At 55.1% G+C, this 17,480-nt stretch carries 14 protein-coding genes; 12 read left to right on the top strand and 2 right to left on the bottom strand.

From position 1 onward, the window contains the following. The first annotated feature begins 95 nt into the window (after positions 1–95). The 7 genes from proV (at position 96) to emrB (ending at position 8,883) form a co-directional block, all read left to right on the top strand. Complete coding sequence (gene proV / locus GSQ70_RS11485; protein WP_158782662.1) at positions 96–1,295, top strand: glycine betaine/L-proline ABC transporter ATP-binding protein ProV; 1,200 nt, start codon at positions 96–98, stop codon at positions 1,293–1,295. Next, positions 1,288–2,487, top strand: a complete 1,200-nt coding sequence (proW, locus tag GSQ70_RS11480) for a glycine betaine/L-proline ABC transporter permease ProW (RefSeq protein WP_158782661.1) — start codon at positions 1,288–1,290, stop codon at positions 2,485–2,487. Before proV ends, proW begins: the two co-directional genes overlap by 8 nt. Before the next feature lie 77 nt (positions 2,488–2,564). Next, the gene (gene proX / locus GSQ70_RS11475) at positions 2,565–3,560 is read left to right on the top strand and encodes a glycine betaine/L-proline ABC transporter substrate-binding protein ProX (RefSeq protein ID WP_158782660.1); all 996 of its coding nucleotides are present in this window, start codon (positions 2,565–2,567) and stop codon (positions 3,558–3,560) included. A gap of 140 nt (positions 3,561–3,700) precedes the next feature. Then, positions 3,701–4,891, top strand: a complete 1,191-nt coding sequence (locus GSQ70_RS11470) for an MFS transporter (RefSeq protein ID WP_158782659.1) — start codon at positions 3,701–3,703, stop codon at positions 4,889–4,891. Positions 4,892–5,459: 568 nt separating this feature from the next. After that, positions 5,460–5,990 carry a transcriptional repressor MprA gene (gene mprA, locus GSQ70_RS11465; RefSeq protein ID WP_158782658.1) on the top strand — a complete coding sequence of 177 codons (531 nt, stop codon included), beginning with the start codon at positions 5,460–5,462 and terminating at the stop codon, positions 5,988–5,990. A gap of 167 nt (positions 5,991–6,157) precedes the next feature. Beyond that, the gene (emrA, locus tag GSQ70_RS11460) at positions 6,158–7,330 is read left to right on the top strand and encodes a multidrug efflux MFS transporter periplasmic adaptor subunit EmrA (protein ID WP_158782657.1); all 1,173 of its coding nucleotides are present in this window, start codon (positions 6,158–6,160) and stop codon (positions 7,328–7,330) included. A 17-nt stretch (positions 7,331–7,347) separates the two neighbouring features. Beyond that, positions 7,348–8,883 carry a multidrug efflux MFS transporter permease subunit EmrB gene (gene emrB, locus GSQ70_RS11455; RefSeq protein ID WP_158782656.1) on the top strand — a complete coding sequence of 512 codons (1,536 nt, stop codon included), beginning with the start codon at positions 7,348–7,350 and terminating at the stop codon, positions 8,881–8,883. Between the two features lie 49 nt (positions 8,884–8,932). On the opposite strand, the gene GSQ70_RS11450 is transcribed toward emrB, so the two are convergent. Beyond that, a complete protein-coding gene (locus GSQ70_RS11450) occupies positions 8,933–9,970 on the bottom strand; it encodes a tRNA/rRNA methyltransferase (protein ID WP_158782655.1) in 1,038 nt (345 codons plus the stop codon). A gap of 257 nt (positions 9,971–10,227) precedes the next feature. Between GSQ70_RS11450 and trxC the strand changes: the two genes are divergently transcribed. The 5 genes from trxC (at position 10,228) to GSQ70_RS11425 (ending at position 16,029) form a co-directional block, all read left to right on the top strand. Further along, positions 10,228–10,647 (top strand): thioredoxin TrxC, encoded by a 420-nt coding sequence (gene trxC, locus GSQ70_RS11445; protein WP_158782654.1) that lies wholly within the window; start codon positions 10,228–10,230, stop codon positions 10,645–10,647. Between the two features lie 81 nt (positions 10,648–10,728). Beyond that, positions 10,729–11,463, top strand: coding sequence for a tRNA-uridine aminocarboxypropyltransferase (locus GSQ70_RS11440; protein ID WP_158782653.1), 735 nt, complete (start codon positions 10,729–10,731; stop codon positions 11,461–11,463). A 64-nt stretch (positions 11,464–11,527) separates the two neighbouring features. Beyond that, positions 11,528–14,182, top strand: a complete 2,655-nt coding sequence (locus GSQ70_RS11435; RefSeq protein ID WP_158782652.1) for a bifunctional acetate--CoA ligase family protein/GNAT family N-acetyltransferase — start codon at positions 11,528–11,530, stop codon at positions 14,180–14,182. 114 nt (positions 14,183–14,296) lie between these two features. Beyond that, positions 14,297–15,652, top strand: a complete 1,356-nt coding sequence (gene pssA / locus GSQ70_RS11430; RefSeq protein WP_158785289.1) for a CDP-diacylglycerol--serine O-phosphatidyltransferase — start codon at positions 14,297–14,299, stop codon at positions 15,650–15,652. A 56-nt stretch (positions 15,653–15,708) separates the two neighbouring features. Continuing rightward, complete coding sequence (locus tag GSQ70_RS11425) at positions 15,709–16,029, top strand: YfiM family lipoprotein (RefSeq protein WP_158782651.1); 321 nt, start codon at positions 15,709–15,711, stop codon at positions 16,027–16,029. On the opposite strand, the gene GSQ70_RS11420 is transcribed toward GSQ70_RS11425, so the two are convergent. After that, complete coding sequence (locus GSQ70_RS11420) at positions 16,030–17,334, bottom strand: MFS transporter (protein WP_158782650.1); 1,305 nt, start codon at positions 17,332–17,334, stop codon at positions 16,030–16,032. Positions 17,335–17,480 lie beyond the last annotated feature (146 nt).

Here is a 17,480-nt window from a genome sequence, read left to right as displayed (position 1 = left end):
GAATCTCAGTGTGCTACGGTATAGGCCGCTAATATTCAACCAGGACAAAACAGAAACAGAAGAAATTAACCGCCAACCAGGAATATAACCATCACATGGCTATAAAACTCGAAGTTAAAAATTTATATAAAGTTTTCGGGGAACATCCCGACCGTGCCTTTAAGCACATTGAAAAAGGGATCGGTAAAGAAGCACTTCTGGAGAAAACAGGACTCTCCCTCGGCGTGAAAGACGCCAGTCTGGCCATTGAAGAAGGCGAGATATTCGTGATCATGGGATTATCCGGCTCTGGTAAATCCACAATGGTTCGCCTTCTCAATCGTCTGATAGAACCAACTCGCGGTCAGGTTATTATTGATGGCATCGATATCGCCAAAATATCCGACCACGAATTACGCCAGGTTCGTCGAAATAAAATCAGCATGGTATTCCAGTCCTTCGCATTAATGCCGCATATGACGGTGTTAAATAATGCCGCCTTCGGAATGGAATTGGCCGGAATTCCGCTACAGGAACGTCAGGAAAAAGCGCTTGATGCTCTGCGCCAGGTGGGGCTGGATAATTATGCCCACGCCTACCCTGATGAATTATCCGGCGGTATGCGTCAGCGTGTTGGATTAGCCCGTGCCCTGGCGATTAATCCGGATATATTATTGATGGATGAGGCCTTCTCAGCACTTGATCCTTTAATCCGCACCGAAATGCAGGATGAACTGGTGAAATTGCAGTCCCGCCACCAGCGCACCATCGTATTTATCTCTCACGACCTGGATGAAGCCATGCGTATCGGCGACCGCATTGCCATTATGCAGGGCGGTGAAGTGGTCCAGGTCGGCACGCCGGATGAGATCCTCAATAACCCGGCCAATGACTATGTGCGCACCTTCTTCCGCGGCGTGGATATCAGCCACGTCTTCAGCGCGAAAGATATTGCCCGTCGTGGTGCTGGTTCGCTGATGCGTAAAGCGCCGGGCTTTGGCCCGCGTTCGGCGCTGAAGCTGCTGCAGGACGATGATCGTGAGTACGGTTATATTCTGGAAAAACAGCGCTTTGTTGGCGTGGTGTCAACCGATTCACTGAAGGCCGCTCTGGCTTCCGGTGAAGGACTGGATGGCGCCATCCTCGCAGCTCCTGCCGCTATGCCTGGTGAGACCTCACTGAGCGACTTGTTGTCACACGTTGCCCAGGCACCCTGTGCCGTCCCGATTGTGGGCGAAGACAACCAGTACATCGGAATCATTTCCAAAGGCATGTTATTACAGGCATTAGATCGCGAAGGAGCCAGCAATGAGTGAACAGACAACCGATCCATGGGCAACAGCGTCCTCCCAGCCAGCTCCGGCTCCTTCGGCACCGGCCGCTGACAGCGCCCAGCCTGCTGCCAGCAGCAGCGATCCCTGGTCCACTCCGGGAGCCTCCTCCGCGCCGGCAGATGCCGCACCAACCGGCAGTGCAGCCCATACGGGTGGCGGCGATGCCTGGAGTAGCGGAGCAGCCCCTGCGGGGCATGATGCCGCTGCCAGCGGAGGCAGCGACTGGCTGAACAGCGCCCCGGCCCCCCAGGTGGAACATTTCAATATTCTCGATCCGTTCCACAAAACATGGATCCCGCTGGACAGCTGGGTAACAACCGGTATCGACTGGATCGTTTCCCATTTCCGGCCGGTTTTCCAAGGCATTCGCATACCGGTGGACTACATTCTCAGCGCCTTCCAGCATATGTTGCTGGGCATGCCTGCTCCGGTAGCCATCGTGGTGTTTGCCCTGATCGCCTGGCAGATGTCCAGCCTCGGTATGGGCATCGCCACGCTGGTTTCACTGATCGCCATTGGCGCGATAGGCGCCTGGTCACAGGCGATGGTGACGCTGGCGCTGGTGCTCACTGCGCTGCTGTTCTGCATCCTCATCGGGCTTCCGCTGGGCATCTGGCTGGCCCGCAGCGAGAGGGCAGCGAAAATCATCCGTCCGCTGCTGGATGCCATGCAGACCACGCCGGCCTTCGTTTACCTCGTGCCTATCGTCATGCTGTTTGGTATCGGCAACGTGCCCGGTGTGGTGGTGACCATTATCTTTGCCCTGCCGCCGATTGTTCGCCTGACCATTCTGGGGATTAAACAGGTGCCAGCCGATTTGATTGAGGCTGCGGACTCCTTCGGGGCCAACCCACGCCAGCTGCTGTTCAAAGTGCAGCTGCCACTGGCGATGCCGACCATTATGGCCGGGGTCAACCAGACGTTAATGCTGGCGTTGTCGATGGTGGTCATCGCCTCGATGATCGCCGTGGGCGGTCTGGGCCAGATGGTGCTACGCGGGATTGGCCGCCTGGATATGGGGCTGGCTACCGTGGGTGGTGTGGGGATTGTGATCCTCGCCATTATCCTCGACCGTCTGACCCAGTCGGTGGGCCGTGACAGCCGCAGCCGGGGAGCACGCCGCTGGTATGCCAGTGGTCCACTGGGCCTGCTGACTCGTCCATTTATTAAATAACACCATTACGCTTCTGGTGGCGTGCCCTGCGCGCGTCACCTGCTTCTGTGCAAGATAAATCAAAATAAGGATCCACTATGCGTAGGACAGCATTGTTAGCCGCCGCATTTACCACGCTGGCCGCCTCTCACGTTTCCGCTGCCGACCTGCCAGGCAAAGGGATCACTGTTAAACCCCTGCAGAGCAGCATTTCGGAAGAAACTTTCCAGACTCTGCTGGTCAGCCGTGGTCTGGAAAAGCTGGGTTACACCGTCGAACAGCCTTCCGAAGTCGACTATAACGTTGCCTACACGTCAATCGCGTCAGGTGACGGCACTTTTATCGCCACCAACTGGCAGCCACTGCACGATGATATGTACAAATCCGCAGGCGGCGACGCGAAATTTTATCGTCAGGGAACCTATGTTGAGGGCGCTGCCCAGGGTTATCTGATCGATAAAAAAACCGCAGAAAAATATCACATCACCCGCATCGATCAGCTGAAAGATCCGAAGCTGGCGAAGCTGTTTGACAGCAACGGAGATGGCAAAGCGGATCTGACCGGTTGTACGCCAGGTTGGGGCTGTGAGGCAGTGATCAACCACCAGATTCAGGCGTATGGTCTGAGCAATACGGTGACCCATAATCAGGGTAACTATTCAGCGATGATTGCCGACACGATCACTCGCTTCAAAGAAGGCAAACCAATCCTGTATTACACCTGGACGCCTTACTGGGTGAGCGACGTGCTGGTTCCGGGCCGTGATGTGGTGTGGCTGCAGGTGCCGTACTCTTCAATGCCTGGCGCGCAGAAGGATATCGACACCAAACTGCCTAATGGCGCTAACTACGGCTTTCCGGTTAACGTGATGCATATTGTTGCCAACAAAGCCTGGGCAGAGAAAAACCCGGCGGCAGCGAAGCTGTTCTCTGAAATGAAGCTGCCAATTGCGGATATCAACGCACAGAACTCCCGCATGCATCAGGGCCAGTCTTCAGAAGCAGATATCAATGCGCACGTTGACGGTTGGATCAAAGCACACCAGGCACAGTTCGATGGCTGGGTGAAGGACGCGCTGGCCGCACCGAAGTAAGCAATAACAAACTGCATCAGAGGGTGGCGCTGGCGTCACCCTTTTTTTTACTGGTTTGTCCTGTGAATTATCTTGTGAATGAAATAGTTTTTTAGGTTACTATTCGGTTACTGCATTTATTTACTACCATATTGAGCGCGATGAAATCCCCCCAGCCAGGTCTTAACCCTGCCCTTGTTGCCCTGATGTCCGTAGCAACCGGCCTTTCTGTAGCCTGCAACTATTATGTGCAGCCTCTGCTGGAGACTGTCGCCCGTACTTTTGCCCTTTCCGTGAATCAGGCTGGTTTTATCGTGACCACCGCCCAGCTCGGCTACGCTGCCGGATTGCTGCTGCTGGTTCCGCTGGGTGACATGCTGGAGCGCCGTGGGCTAATCGTTATCATGAGCCTGCTGGCCTCAGGTGGGATGGTGATCACTGCCCTTTCACCAACATTACCCGTGATGCTGCTGGGAACCGTGCTGACCGGCCTGTTCTCTGTCGTTGCCCAGATTTTAGTCCCACTGGCTGCCACACTGGCCGCGCCGGAAAAACGCGGCAAAGTGGTGGGCACGGTGATGAGTGGCCTGCTGTTAGGCATTCTGCTGGCCCGAACGGTGGCAGGTGGCCTTGCTCAACTGGGTGGCTGGCGAACCGTCTACTGGGTGGCCAGCGTATTGATGGTGTTGATGGCTCTGGCGCTGTGGCGTTTTCTGCCCCGTTATAAGCAATCGGTTCCGTTGAACTACGGCCAGCTGCTCGGCTCCATTTTTACTCTTTACTTCACCACGCCGGTTCTGAGAACGCGGGCAGTCACTGGCTGCCTGGCATTTGCCAACTTCAGCGTGCTGGGGACCTCAATGGCTTTCCTGCTGGCATCGAAGCCGTATGGCTACTCTGAAGGCGAGATCGGGCTGCTGGGCCTGGTGGGCGCTGCCGGGGCACTGGCCGCACGGCAGGCTGGCTCACTGGCTGACAAAGGCAAAGCCCGACTGACCACCACCGGCGGATTGGTCATCATGCTGCTCTCCTGGGGCATCACCGCAGTGGGAAGTCATTCACTGGTCGCGCTGATTGTTGGCATTATCCTGCTCGACCTGTCCGTGCAGGGCGTCCATATAACCAATCAGAGCGTGATCTACCGTCACATGCCGGAGGCCCGTAACCGGCTAACCGCAGGGTATATGACCAGCTATTTTATTGGCGGCGCATTTGGCTCACTCATTTCTGCCACCGCTTTTCAGCACGCGGGCTGGCACGGAGTCTGCGTTGCGGGTGGTTTCATAACGATACTTAATCTGTTGAACTGGTGGTGGGGAGCCCGTTATGAAGCAAGCACTTCTCAACCGTAAAATAATTAATTAAGTAATTTTCAGGACCAGTGCCTTGTTAACCGTTTACACAGTCTGGTATGGTTAGCATTGTAGTTATTCATGTTGGTTATTTTTTCGCATGAAACTATTAAGAGATGAACGGAATGCCCGATCGAGTAACGTTCATTTACTGTACTGATTGAATTTTAAAGACTTGTTACCTGTTGTGAAAGTTGCAGAGATAAAAATGTTCCGCTCTTCACCACACAGCAGATGATATGCCCGTCCATTGTGGCCGGGTTCGTCCGCAAAGAGGTTGAGAATATCATCGCTGCGTTCATCTTAACGTCACTTTTGACGTTCAGCGTGGCCGGGGTTTCCAACATTCTGCGCGGCTTTGGCCTGCCCTGAGGGGTTCAGGCTTTCAGGTTAACTGAATCAACCTGCAGCATCACTCTGTCGATGCTGTTTAGCGCCCTGGGTTATGGAGTGACCTGGACATTACGGATGGTGTTCCCCGGTCATGAAAAAACAGCCTGACCGCAGGAGTAACCCTTGTTTATCACCATCGTTACGATACCAGTTGCAACTTATGAGGTTCCCCCAGATGGAAAGTTCGTTTACTCCCATTGAACAGATGCTGAATTTCCGCGCTAACCGTCAGAAAGATTTCCCGTTACAGGAAATCATGCTGACGCGGCTGTGCATGCACATGCAGAGCAAACTGCTGGAAAACCGCAACAAAATGCTCAAGGCTCAGGGAATTAACGAGACGCTGTTCATGGCATTAATCACCCTGGATGCACAGGAAAACCACAGCATTCAGCCTTCTGAACTCAGTTCCGCGCTGGGCTCATCCCGTACCAATGCCACCCGCATTGCCGATGAGCTGGAAAAACGCGGCTGGATTGAGCGTCGCGAAAGCGATAACGACCGTCGCTGCCTGCATCTGCACCTGACCGAGAAAGGCAATGAATTCCTGCGTCAGCTGCTGCCACCGCAGCATCAGTGTCTGCAGTTGTTGTGGTCCGCCCTGAGTTCTTCTGAAAAGACTCAGCTGGAAGGGATCACCCGTAAGTTGCTGACCCGCCTCGATCAAATGGATGAAGAAGAAGTGATTACCGCACTTTCTCGCTAAGTCATCCGGCAATAGCATATTAAGCGACACCCCGCCCGCCGATAACCGCTATTTTAAACCGCTAATTATCAAACTTATGCCAGCGCTAACCCGCTGGCATTTTAGAATCCGGACAGAGCTACCGCCAGGTATTCTGTCGGGCAGGCTAGGAAAACGTGGAGAAAACCATGAGTGCAAATGCGGAGATCCAACAACCGCAGCAGCCAGCTAACAAAAAGAAAAAACGCAAAGGCGCGTTAATTTTTCTGGCTGTGTTGTTCATTTTAATCGGGGCTGCCTGGCTGGTTTACTGGTTTATGGTGCTACGCCATTACCAGGAAACCGATGATGCTTATGTCGCAGGAAACCAGGCGCAGGTGATGGCCCAGGTCTCCGGCAGCGTGAATAAGGTGTGGTTCGACAACACCGACTATGTCAAAAAAGGCGATGTGCTGGTCACGCTGGATAAAATCGACGCTGAGCAGGCCTTTGAGCAAGCGCAGACGGCCCTGGCCACCAGCGTACGCCAGACTCATCAGCTGATTATCAACGGCAAGCAGTATCAGGCGACAATTGACCTGCAGAAAACCGCGCTCGATCAGGCGCAGGCCGATCTTAAGCGTCGTGAGCCGCTGGGTGCCGCCAATCTGATTGGCAAAGAAGATCTGCAACATGCACGCGATGCTGTGGCCACCGCCAAAGCTCAGCTGGATGTCGCTGTGCAGCAATACAATGCTAATCAGGCAATGATCCTGAACACCTCGCTGGAAAACCAGCCTGCGGTGAAACAGAGCGCGGCCGAGCTGCGTGACGCCTGGCTGGCTCTGCAACGTACTGAAGTGGTCAGCCCGATTGACGGCTTTATCTCACGTCGCAGCGTTCAGGTTGGTTCACAAATCTCCTCCACCACTCCTCTGCTGGCTGTGGTTCCAGCCAACAACCTGTGGGTGGATGCCAACTTCAAGGAAACGCAGCTTGCCAACGTTCGTATTGGTCAGCCTGCCACCGTGACCAGCGACATATATGGAGATGATGTGGTGTATCACGGCAAAGTGGTCGGTCTGGATATGGGAACAGGTAGCGCGTTCTCACTGCTGCCCGCGCAGAACGCTACCGGTAACTGGATCAAAGTGGTTCAGCGTCTGCCGGTGCGTATCGAACTGGATCCGCAGGAAGTGGCGAAGCATCCGCTGCGTATTGGCCTGTCGACGCTGGTCAGCGTTGATACCGACAATACAGAGGGTGCCGTGCTGGCCACCAGCGTTCGCTCAACTCCGGCTTACGAAAGTAATGCGCTGGCACTGGACCTGGCACCAGTTAACCAGCTGATTGCCGATATCATCCGCGCGAATGCGGGCTGAGCAGGCGGGGGGCTGTTATGGCACAAAAACCGCTTGAAGGAACCCAGCTGGTTCTGATGACCATCGCGCTGTCGCTGGCTACGTTTATGCAGGTGCTGGATTCGACCATCGCTAACGTTGCCATCCCGACTATCGCCGGTAACCTCGGAGCATCCAACTCCCAGGGAACCTGGGTAATCACCTCGTTCGGCGTCGCCAATGCCATTTCGATACCGATTACCGGCTGGCTGGCGAAGCGCGTCGGTGAGGTGAAGCTGTTCCTGTGGGCCACGGCGGCGTTCGCGGTGGCATCCTGGCTGTGTGGTATGTCCAACAGCCTCACGATGCTGATCTTCTTCCGCGTGATCCAGGGCGTGGTGGCGGGCCCGTTGATCCCGCTGTCGCAAAGTCTGTTGCTGAGCAACTATCCGCCCGCCAAGCGAAGTATCGCCCTTTCGCTGTGGGCAATGACGGTGATCGTCGCGCCGATTTGCGGCCCGATCCTCGGCGGCTGGATCAGTGACAACTATCACTGGGGCTGGATTTTCTTCATCAACGTGCCGATCGGTGCGGTGGTGGTGATGCTGACGCTGCAAACGCTGCGCAACCGGGAAACGGCCACGGTCATCAGACCGATTGACACAGTCGGGCTGGTGCTGCTGATTGTTGGCATTGGCTGCCTGCAGGTGATGCTGGATCGCGGCAAGGAACTGGACTGGTTCAGTTCTAAGGAGATCGTCATCCTGACGATCATTGCGGTGGTGGCGCTGCTGGTATTGCTGGTCTGGGAGCTGACTGACGATCACCCGATTGTCGACCTGTCGCTGTTCAAGTCCAGAAACTTCACCATCGGCTGCCTGTCGATCAGTCTGGCTTATATGCTTTATTTCGGCTCGATAGTGCTGTTGCCACAGTTGCTTCAGGAGGTGTATGGCTATACCGCCACCTGGGCCGGGCTGGCGTCCGCGCCGGTGGGAATACTGCCAGTGATCCTCTCGCCGATTATCGGGCGCTTCGCGCATAAGCTGGACATGCGCAAGCTGGTCACCTTCAGCTTTATTATGTATGCGGTGTGCTTTTACTGGCGTGCTTATACATTTGAACCGGGGATGGATTTTGGGGCATCAGCCTGGCCGCAGTTTATTCAGGGCTTTGCCGTGGCCTGCTTCTTTATGCCGCTGACCACAATCACCCTGTCAGGTCTGCCACCTGAAAGACTGGCGGCGGCATCCAGTCTGTCGAACTTTACGCGAACGCTGGCCGGTTCTATCGGCACTTCGATCACCACAACGATGTGGACCGATCGGGAGTCGATGCACCACAGCTATCTCAGCGAGTCGGTGAACGCTTACAACGTTAACTCGCAGCAGATGTACGACAAGCTGGAGCAGATCGGTATGACGCACGATCAGGCTTCCTCGTGGATTGCGCAGCAGATCACCAATCAGGGACTGATTATCTCCGCCAACGAGATCTTCTGGGCTTCGGCAGCGGTGTTCCTTGCTCTGCTGGTGCTGATCTGGTTTGCCCGCCCGCCGTTCGGTTCCGGCAGCGGTGGCGGTGGCGCGCACTGATTTTCAGGCAAAAAAAACGGCCCTTCCGGGCCGTTTTTCATATCATGCTTTAAGCGTTCTGACGCCACCATTCGGCAAGCAGAATACCGGTGGCGACCGAAACATTGAGGCTTTCAACGTTACCGGTTCCCCCGATAGAGACGCTCAGGTCGCCCTGTTGCCAGACGCTGTCTGAGAGACCGTCGCTTTCCTGTCCCAGCACCAGAACCGTTTTAGCCGGCAGTGTTGCCTGTGCTAAAGGAGTTCCCTTGTGGCTGGAAGTGGTCACAATGGTATAGCCTGCTTTACGGAAAGCGTTCAGACCGGCTTCGAAGCTTTCGCCACTGATCGCCTGAACGTGTTCAGCCCCGCCTTCTGCGGTGCGCACTGCTGCACCTGACTCCAGCAGGGAAGCATCATCTACCAGCAATCCTTTCGCACCAAAATGCGCACAGCTGCGCATCATGCCGCCCAGGTTATGGGGATTGCCAATCTGTTCCAGCGCCAGCACGCAATCTTTTTCACCCGCAGCTGAGAGCCACTGGCTGACCGGCATACCTGAACGCTTTTTGATCAGGAAGCAGACGCCGCCATGGTGCTCAGTGCCGGAAGCTTTAGCCAGTTCGGCTTCATCAACCACATGATAAGCTTTACGGTTAGCCGCCATCCATTTCAGTGCCTCGCGGAAACGCGGAGTCACTTCCTGAACAAACCACGCACGCACGATGCAATCCGGACGGCTCTGGAACAGGGCCTGGCAGGCGTTTTCGCCATACACCCGCGTCTCTTCCATGCGCTGACGACGGATCTGCTCCGGGTCAATATAACTTTTGCCGCTGATGCCACCGTGATCCGGTTTGTCATCCCCGGCAGATGAGGCCGAAGGCGCGCGTGAAACCGTGCGCCATGGTGAGTCACCTGGTGCTACATCGCGATCGCGCCCGCCACGCGGCTTGCTGTCTGCGTTTCGTGAAGGACGACGATTGCCATCCTGACGAGGTCCACCTTTGCCGGTGCGGGGATTTTGCCCGCCTTTGCTGTTCTCGTCATCACCGCGGACATACATCACTTTGACTTTACCGCTTTTACCTTTAAATTCGTCGTTCATTTTCCCTCCACCTGGCTGAGCGCGAAGCGCGCAGATTACCTGATGTGGCAGCGCTTAGCTATTAACTTCCAATATAAAGCGCGCCTCTGGCATTTTCCCGCCCTGACGTCCAGCCGCAAAACGTTGTGAGCCACTACCTATTATACCCATTGAACAAATCTCTTTGTTGCCTGCGATAAGGGCAGCCATAATTACCGCACTCTGAGGCAGACACACGGTAAGTAACTGCTTACCCCGAACATCACCGAGGTGAATCAATGAATACGGTTTGTGCATCATGCCAGGCGACGAATCGCGTTCCGCAAGAGCGTATCAGTGACGGCGCGAAATGCGGCCGCTGCGGCAGCGATTTGTTTAACGGCGAAGTCATTAATGCAACCACCGCCACGCTCGACAAATACCTGCAGGATGACTTGCCAGTAGTAATCGATTTCTGGGCACCCTGGTGCGGTCCGTGCGTCAACTTTGCGCCTGTCTATAAAGACGTGGCGGGAGAGCGCAGCGGCCAGGTGCGCTTCCTGAAGGTGAACACGGAAGCCGAACCTGAGCTGAGTGCCCGTTTCGGCATTCGCAGCATCCCTACGATTATGGTCTTCAAACAGGGTCAGAAGGTGGATATGCTCAGCGGTGCCATGCCGAAAGCGCCGTTTACCGAGTGGCTCGACGAAAACATCTGATTGCCGGTGGTCAGGTTCGCCTGGCCACTACTGCTTCTCCCGCATTTCCGCTAGAATGGCGTTTTTCCCGAATTCGCCTCCATGACTGAAAACGCTGTCCTTCGCCTGCGCGCTGAGCGTCTCGCCCGTGCCACCCGCCCTTTTCTTGCCCGTGGCAACCGTATTCCACGCTGCCAGCGCTGTTTGCTGCCGAAGAAAAACTGCCTTTGCGCCACGCTACAACCACAACAGGCACGCAGTCGTTTTTGCCTGGTGATGTTCGACAGCGAACCGATGAAACCCAGTAATACCGGGCGACTGATTGCCGATATCCTGCCGGATACTCAGGCTTTTGGCTGGTCACGCACCGAGCCGGATCCGGCACTGCTGGCGGCGGTAAAAAATCCGGATGTGCAGCCGCTGGTGGTATTCCCTGAATCTTACGCGGATGCGGGCCGCCCGGTAATGAATGTGCCGCCGCTCAGCGGTAAGCCACCACTGTTTATCATGCTGGACGGAACATGGACCGAAGCGCGCAAGATGTTTCGTAAAAGCCCGTGGCTGGATGCCCTGCCAGTGATGTCACTTCAGCTTTCGACGCCGTCCAATTATCAGCTGCGCGAAATCCACGCAGAAGGTCAGCACTGCACGGCGGAAGTGGCGGCAGAATTGCTGATGCAGGCTGGCGATACTGCGGCCGGGATGGCGCTGACCCGGCATTTCGATCTGTTCCGCCATCGCTATCTGGCCGGTAAACCTCACCACCCGTTACATCAGCAAAAAGCTTCAGCGCCCACGTTTCTCCCAGACGGCTTTAATCCTGATAACCTCGGGTAACCCGCAGCAATAAAGCGCGAAAGCGTTTAAAATCAGGGATAACTACTCGCATCAGGAGCCGGAAATGAGCCAACGAGGGCTGGAAGCGCTGTTACGTCCCAAATCTATCGCGGTCATTGGTGCCTCAATGCGCCCGGAACGCGCGGGCTACCTGATGATGCGTAACCTGCTGGCAGGTGGCTTCAGCGGCCCGGTTCTTCCGGTCACCCCTAAATATAAGGCTGTCTGCGGCGTACTGGCCTGGCCGGATGTTGCCAGCCTGCCGCTCTCTCCCGATCTCGCTGTAATTTGCACCCATGCCAGCCGTAATCTCGATCTGTTGCGCGCGCTGGGCGAACGGGGCTGTAAAGCCTGTATTATCCTCTCTGCCCCAGCCAGCCAGCTGGAAGCATTAAAGCAGTGTGCCGCTGAATGGCAGATCCGCCTGCTTGGTCCGAACAGTCTCGGCCTGCTGGCACCATGGCAGGGCCTGAACGCCAGCTTTTCCCCGGTGCCCATCCATCGCGGTAAACTGGCGTTTGTCTCCCAGTCCGCGGCCGTCTCCAATACCATTCTCGACTGGGCTCAGCAGCGCCAGCTCGGCTTTTCCTGGTTTATCGCACTGGGGGACAGTCTGGATATTGATGCCGATGACCTGCTCGACTTCCTCGCAAGGGACGGTAAGACCAGCGCTATCCTGCTCTACCTGGAACATCTGAGTGATGCCCGACGCTTTGTTTCGGCGGCCAGGAGTGCCTCCAGAAATAAACCTATTCTGATTATCCGCAGCGGACGCAGCCAGCAGGCACAGTTATTGCTCAATACGCACGGCGGCCTGGACGCAGCCTGGGATGCGGCTATTCAGCGTGCTGGCCTGCTGCGTGTGCAGGATACGCATGAACTGTTCTCTGCTGTTGAAACATTAAGCCATATGCGACCGCTGCGCGGCGAACGGCTGATGATTGTGAGCAACGGTGCAGCTCCGGCCGCGCTGGCTCTGGATGCGCTTGATGCCCGTAACGGCAAACTGGCCACGCTGAGTGAGGATTTACTCACCAATCTGCAAAGCCTGCTGCCTGGAGAGATCGCCGCCGGGAATCCGCTCGATCTGAAAGATGACGCAACACCAGAGCGTTATCAGCAAACAGTCTCCCGCCTGTTGGACAGCCCGGATATTGATGCGTTGATGATTATCCACGCGCCCAGTGCAGTTGCTCCGGCCACGGTGACGGCTCAGCGCCTGATTGAGACCGTCGCCAGCCATCCTCGCGGAAAGCAGCTAAGCCTGCTAACCAACTGGTGCGGAGAGTTCTCTTCTCTGGACGCAAGAAAACTCTTCAGCGATGCCGGGATTCCAACTTATCGCACGCCGGAAGGAACGGTAACCGCCTTTATGCATATGGTGGAATATCGGCGTAACCAGAAACAGCTACGTGAAACGCCCGCACTGCCTGCGGATCTGAAAGCCAACACCGCTGAAGCTCACCAGTTAATTCAACAGGCACTGGATGAGGGAGCCACCACGCTGGATACCCATGAAGTTCAGGCGATTCTGCAGGCCTACGGTCTGAGCACTCTGCCAACATGGATCGCCAGCGACAGCGCGGAGGCAGTACATATCGCCGGGCAGATCGGCTATCCGGTCGCTCTTAAGCTCCGTTCACCTGATATCCCGCACAAATCCGAAGTTCAGGGTGTGATGCTTTATCTGCGCACCGCCAGCGAGGTTCAGCAGGCCGCTGAGGCAATTCTCGATCGCGTTAAGCTGGCCTGGCCTCAGGCCCGCATCCACGGTCTGTTAGTGCAGAGTATGGCAAACCGTGCCGGAGCGCAGGAACTGCGGATTGTGGTTGAGCAGGATAAAGTATTTGGCCCGATGATCATGCTGGGCGAAGGCGGCATTGAGTGGCAGGCGGACAAACAGGCCGTTGTGGCCCTGCCGCCGCTGAATATGACGCTGGCGCGCTATCTGGTTATTCAGGCCATTAAAAGTGGCAAGATCCGGGGACGCAGCGCACTGCGTCCTCTTGATATTACCGGCATCAGCAGAGTACTGGTGCAGGTTTCCAACCTGATTGTCGACTGTCCGGAAATTGTACGTCTGGATATTCATCCACTGCTGGCCGCCGGTGAAGAGTTTTCGCTGCTGGATGTCACCATGCAGTTGGTGCCCTTTGCTGGCGATCCGCAAGCACGACTGGCGATCCGCCCTTATCCCCACGCACTGGAAGAAGCCATTGAACTGAAAAATGGTCAGCACTGCCTCTTCCGCCCTATTTTGCCGGAAGATGAACCTCTGTTACGGCAGTTTATTGCCCGGGTGACAAAAGAGGATCTCTACTATCGCTACTTCAGTGAGATCAATGAGTTTACCCATGACGATTTGGCTAACATGACGCAAATCGACTACGATCGAGAGATGGCGATTGTCGCGGTGCGGGAGCATCACGGCGCGGAAGAGATCATTGGCGTCACGCGGGCGATCTCCGATGCAGACAATATTGACGCCGAGTTTTCAGTATTGGTGCGATCCGATCTCAAGGGGCTGGGCCTGGGTCGGCGGCTGCTGGAGAAGATGATAATCTACACCCGTCAGCACGGTCTGCAGCAGCTGAACGGCATCACCATGCCACGTAATCAGGGGATGATAACCCTGGCGCGCAAACTGAATTTTGCCATTGATGTGCAGCTGGAGGACGGGATTGTCAGCCTGTCTTTGCCGTTGAACGCCGCCGGATAATGTCTGGAAACGTAAAACTGCCGACTTCGGCACTAACTAATGGTAATATTCGCGGTTAGGGTGATGATTTTATGGCAAAAGGCCATTCTATGAACAGAGAAGATACGCACTGTGATGTTGTCTAAATTCAAACGTAACAAACACCAACAGCACCTTGCGCAACTGCCAAAACTGTCTCAGTCGGTTGCTGACTTCACCACGCTCTATTCCCCTGCTGATTTTCGTCAGACATTGTTGGAGAAAATCGCCGGTGCGACGCGGCGTATCTGCATTGTTGCCCTTTATCTGGAAAATGATGACGGTGGCCGCAGCATTCTTTCCGCTCTGTATGACGCTAAGCGTCGTCGCCCTGAGCTGGACGTCCGCATTCTGGTTGACTGGCATCGTGCCCAGCGTGGCCGAATCGGTGTGGCGCGTGGCGCAACTAACGCTGACTGGTACTGTGATATGGCGGACCAGAATGCAGATATCGCCATTCCCGTTTATGGTGTGCCGGTGAATACCCGTGAAGCGCTGGGCGTACTGCACCTTAAAGGCTCAGTGGTAGATGACACACTGCTGTATACGGGTGCCAGCCTGAACGATGTTTATCTGCATCAGCACGATAAATACCGTTACGATCGCTATCAGCTGATCACCAATCCCCAGCTGTCCGACACTCTGGTTAACTGGATCGATAAGAACCTGATTCAGGCCGAAGCGGTTCACCGTCTTGACCAGCATGAACGTCCGAAGAGCCCGGAAATCAAAAACGAGACGCGACAGTTCCGCCAGGATCTGCGCGGCTTTGATTATGATTTCAAAGGTGATGCCAATAATGAACAGCTTGCCGTCACACCGCTGGTTGGCCTTGGTAAACGCAGCCTGCTCAACAAAACCATCTATCACCTGATGCCCTGCGCCGAGCAGAAGCTGACGCTGTGTACCCCCTATTTCAATATGCCAGCCATTCTGGTTCGCAATATCATCTGGCTGCTGCGCCAGGGCCGTGAGGTTGAAATCATCGTTGGCGATAAGACCGCCAATGACTTTTATATCCCTGAGGATCAGCCGTTCAAGATTATTGGTGCGCTGCCTTATCTGTATGAGATCAACCTGCGCCGCTTCCTCAGCCGCCTGCAGTATTACGTCACCAGCGGGCAACTTACCGTGCGCCTGTGGAAAGACGGTGAGAACAGCTACCATCTTAAAGGTATGTGGGTTGATGATGAGTGGATGCTGATTACCGGCAACAACCTCAACCCACGCGCCTGGCGTCTGGACCTGGAAAATGCGGTGCTGATCCACGATCCGCTGCAGCAGCTGGCTGAACAGCGAGAGAAAGAGCTGGCCCTGATCCGTAAAGACACCACTGTCGTGCAACATTTCCGCGATCTGGAAAGTATCGCTGACTACCCGGTAAAAGTCAGAAAGCTGATCCGCCGCCTGCGCCGCATCCGCATCGACCGGCTGATCAGCCGTATTCTGTGAGTCCGCTTTGCTTTCTGGCCCTGTCTTCGCACAGGGCCTTTTTACAGGGAAGGATTATGCGCAAACTTCTGCTGCTGTTAACGCTATTTTGTACAGGCTGTACCCACATGGCTGAAGACAGCTGGACGGGCAAAGACAAAGCTCAACACTTCATCTCTTCGGCTTTCCTCTCTGCTGCCGGGAATGCTTACGGCCAGCGTCAGAACTGGAGCGAGGGGCACAGCGGCAGCTTCGGCCTGATGTTTGCCATCAGCCTTGGGGCAGCCAAAGAGTTGTATGACAGTCGTGAAGGTGGAACGGGCTGGAGCTGGAAAGATTTCAGCTGGGATGTAGCCGGTGCAGCTACCGGCTATGCATTATGGAATATCGGTCATTAGTCAGAGCCTGATACCCTTCCCTTTGCCATGCAGCATCAGTGATACCAGAAAAGCGACCGCGCCAAGAGCGGAGACATACCAGAAGAAGCTGGTTTCACTTCCCGCCGCCTTCAGCGAAAGCGCAACATATTCTGCAGAGCCGCCAAAAATTGCGTTGGCTACAGCATAAGAAAGTCCCACTCCCAGCGCTCTGACTTCGGGGGGAAACATCTCCGCTTTCAGGATGCCACTGATCGAGGTGTAAAAACTGGTGATCAGCAGTGAAAGCATAACCAGCATAAAGGCAATGTACGGGCTGCTGACGCTTTGCAGCAGTGTCAGCACCGGTACGGTACAGACTGCAGCCAGCCCACCGAAGATCAGCATTGAGTTTTTACGTCCAATCTTGTCAGACAATGCGCCAATCAGTGGCTGTACCAGCATAAAAATAAACAGCGCAACGGTCATTAAGGCACTGGCTGTACGGGTATCCATGCCCGATGTGTTGACCAGATATTTCTGCATATAGGTTGTAAAGGTGTAGAAGCTCAGAGATCCGCCCGCAGTGAAACCCAACACCATAATAAAGGCACGGCGATTCTTCCAAAGCCCCCTCAGCGATCCGGCATCTTTGTGCTCACGGCTTTTACGATCGGACGTTTCATTCAGCGATCGGCGCAGATAAAGCGCGACAATGGCCAGCACTGCGCCCAGAGCAAAAGGAATTCGCCAGCCCCATGCCCGTAACTCTTCTTCCGTCAGGATTTGCTGCAATACCACTACCGTCAGCAGCGCCATCAGTTGTCCACCAATCAGCGTGACGTACTGGAATGAGGCGTAGAATCCCTTGCGACCTTCAATGGCAACCTCGCTCATATAGGTGGCGCTGGTACCGTACTCTCCGCCGACCGACAGCCCCTGAAACAGGCGGGCGAGCAACAGCAGAGCAGGAGCCCAGATGCCAATCGTCCCATACCCCGGCAGGCAGGCGATCACCAGCGAGCCAAAGCACATCATACATACGGAGATCAGCATTGATTTCTTACGGCCATATTTATCACCAATATAACCAAACACCCAGCCACCAACAGGTCGCATCAGAAATCCGGCCGCAAATACACCGGCGGTTTGCAGCAGCTGGGTGGTTGGATTGCCTGAAGGAAAAAAAATATGGGCGAAATAGAGTGAGCAGAAGGAATAGACATAAAAATCAAACCATTCTACCAGGTTACCGGATGAAGCACCCACGATTGCCCAGATTCGCTGGCGGGTGTCCGCTGCAGGAGCTGTCGCTCTCACAGTCTGTTGTGATGTGGCCTCTGCCATGGGATTAACCTCTTCTTTTCCTTGCTAATAATTAGCGACAAAATGCAAATACGCTTTAGCAGTAAACCTCAGAGGCTTATTGTTAAGAAATTGTTTTTGATCTGGAAGGCAATTTTGTGAGGAAGGTTTGGTTTTCAGCGGCAAGA

This window comes from Pantoea sp. BAV 3049 (assembly GCF_009765445.1).
GTDB lineage: Bacteria > Pseudomonadota > Gammaproteobacteria > Enterobacterales > Enterobacteriaceae > Erwinia.
Note: the sequence above shows the minus strand (reverse complement) of the source record. Positions and strands in the feature narration are given on the sequence as shown.

Excerpts from the sequence above, each read along its gene's own strand:
- proV (WP_158782662.1), top strand. The coding sequence starts at position 96 with ATGGCTATAAAACTCGAAGTTAAAAATTTATATAAAGTTTTCGGGGAA.
- proW (WP_158782661.1), top strand. The coding sequence starts at position 1,288 with ATGAGTGAACAGACAACCGATCCATGGGCAACAGCGTCCTCCCAGCCA.
- proX (WP_158782660.1), top strand. The coding sequence starts at position 2,565 with ATGCGTAGGACAGCATTGTTAGCCGCCGCATTTACCACGCTGGCCGCC.
- GSQ70_RS11470 (WP_158782659.1), top strand. The coding sequence starts at position 3,701 with ATGAAATCCCCCCAGCCAGGTCTTAACCCTGCCCTTGTTGCCCTGATG.
- mprA (WP_158782658.1), top strand. The coding sequence starts at position 5,460 with ATGGAAAGTTCGTTTACTCCCATTGAACAGATGCTGAATTTCCGCGCT.
- emrA (WP_158782657.1), top strand. The coding sequence starts at position 6,158 with ATGAGTGCAAATGCGGAGATCCAACAACCGCAGCAGCCAGCTAACAAA.
- emrB (WP_158782656.1), top strand. The coding sequence starts at position 7,348 with ATGGCACAAAAACCGCTTGAAGGAACCCAGCTGGTTCTGATGACCATC.
- GSQ70_RS11450 (WP_158782655.1), bottom strand. The coding sequence starts at position 9,970 with ATGAACGACGAATTTAAAGGTAAAAGCGGTAAAGTCAAAGTGATGTAT.
- trxC (WP_158782654.1), top strand. The coding sequence starts at position 10,228 with ATGAATACGGTTTGTGCATCATGCCAGGCGACGAATCGCGTTCCGCAA.
- GSQ70_RS11440 (WP_158782653.1), top strand. The coding sequence starts at position 10,729 with ATGACTGAAAACGCTGTCCTTCGCCTGCGCGCTGAGCGTCTCGCCCGT.
- GSQ70_RS11435 (WP_158782652.1), top strand. The coding sequence starts at position 11,528 with ATGAGCCAACGAGGGCTGGAAGCGCTGTTACGTCCCAAATCTATCGCG.
- pssA (WP_158785289.1), top strand. The coding sequence starts at position 14,297 with ATGTTGTCTAAATTCAAACGTAACAAACACCAACAGCACCTTGCGCAA.
- GSQ70_RS11425 (WP_158782651.1), top strand. The coding sequence starts at position 15,709 with ATGCGCAAACTTCTGCTGCTGTTAACGCTATTTTGTACAGGCTGTACC.
- GSQ70_RS11420 (WP_158782650.1), bottom strand. The coding sequence starts at position 17,334 with ATGGCAGAGGCCACATCACAACAGACTGTGAGAGCGACAGCTCCTGCA.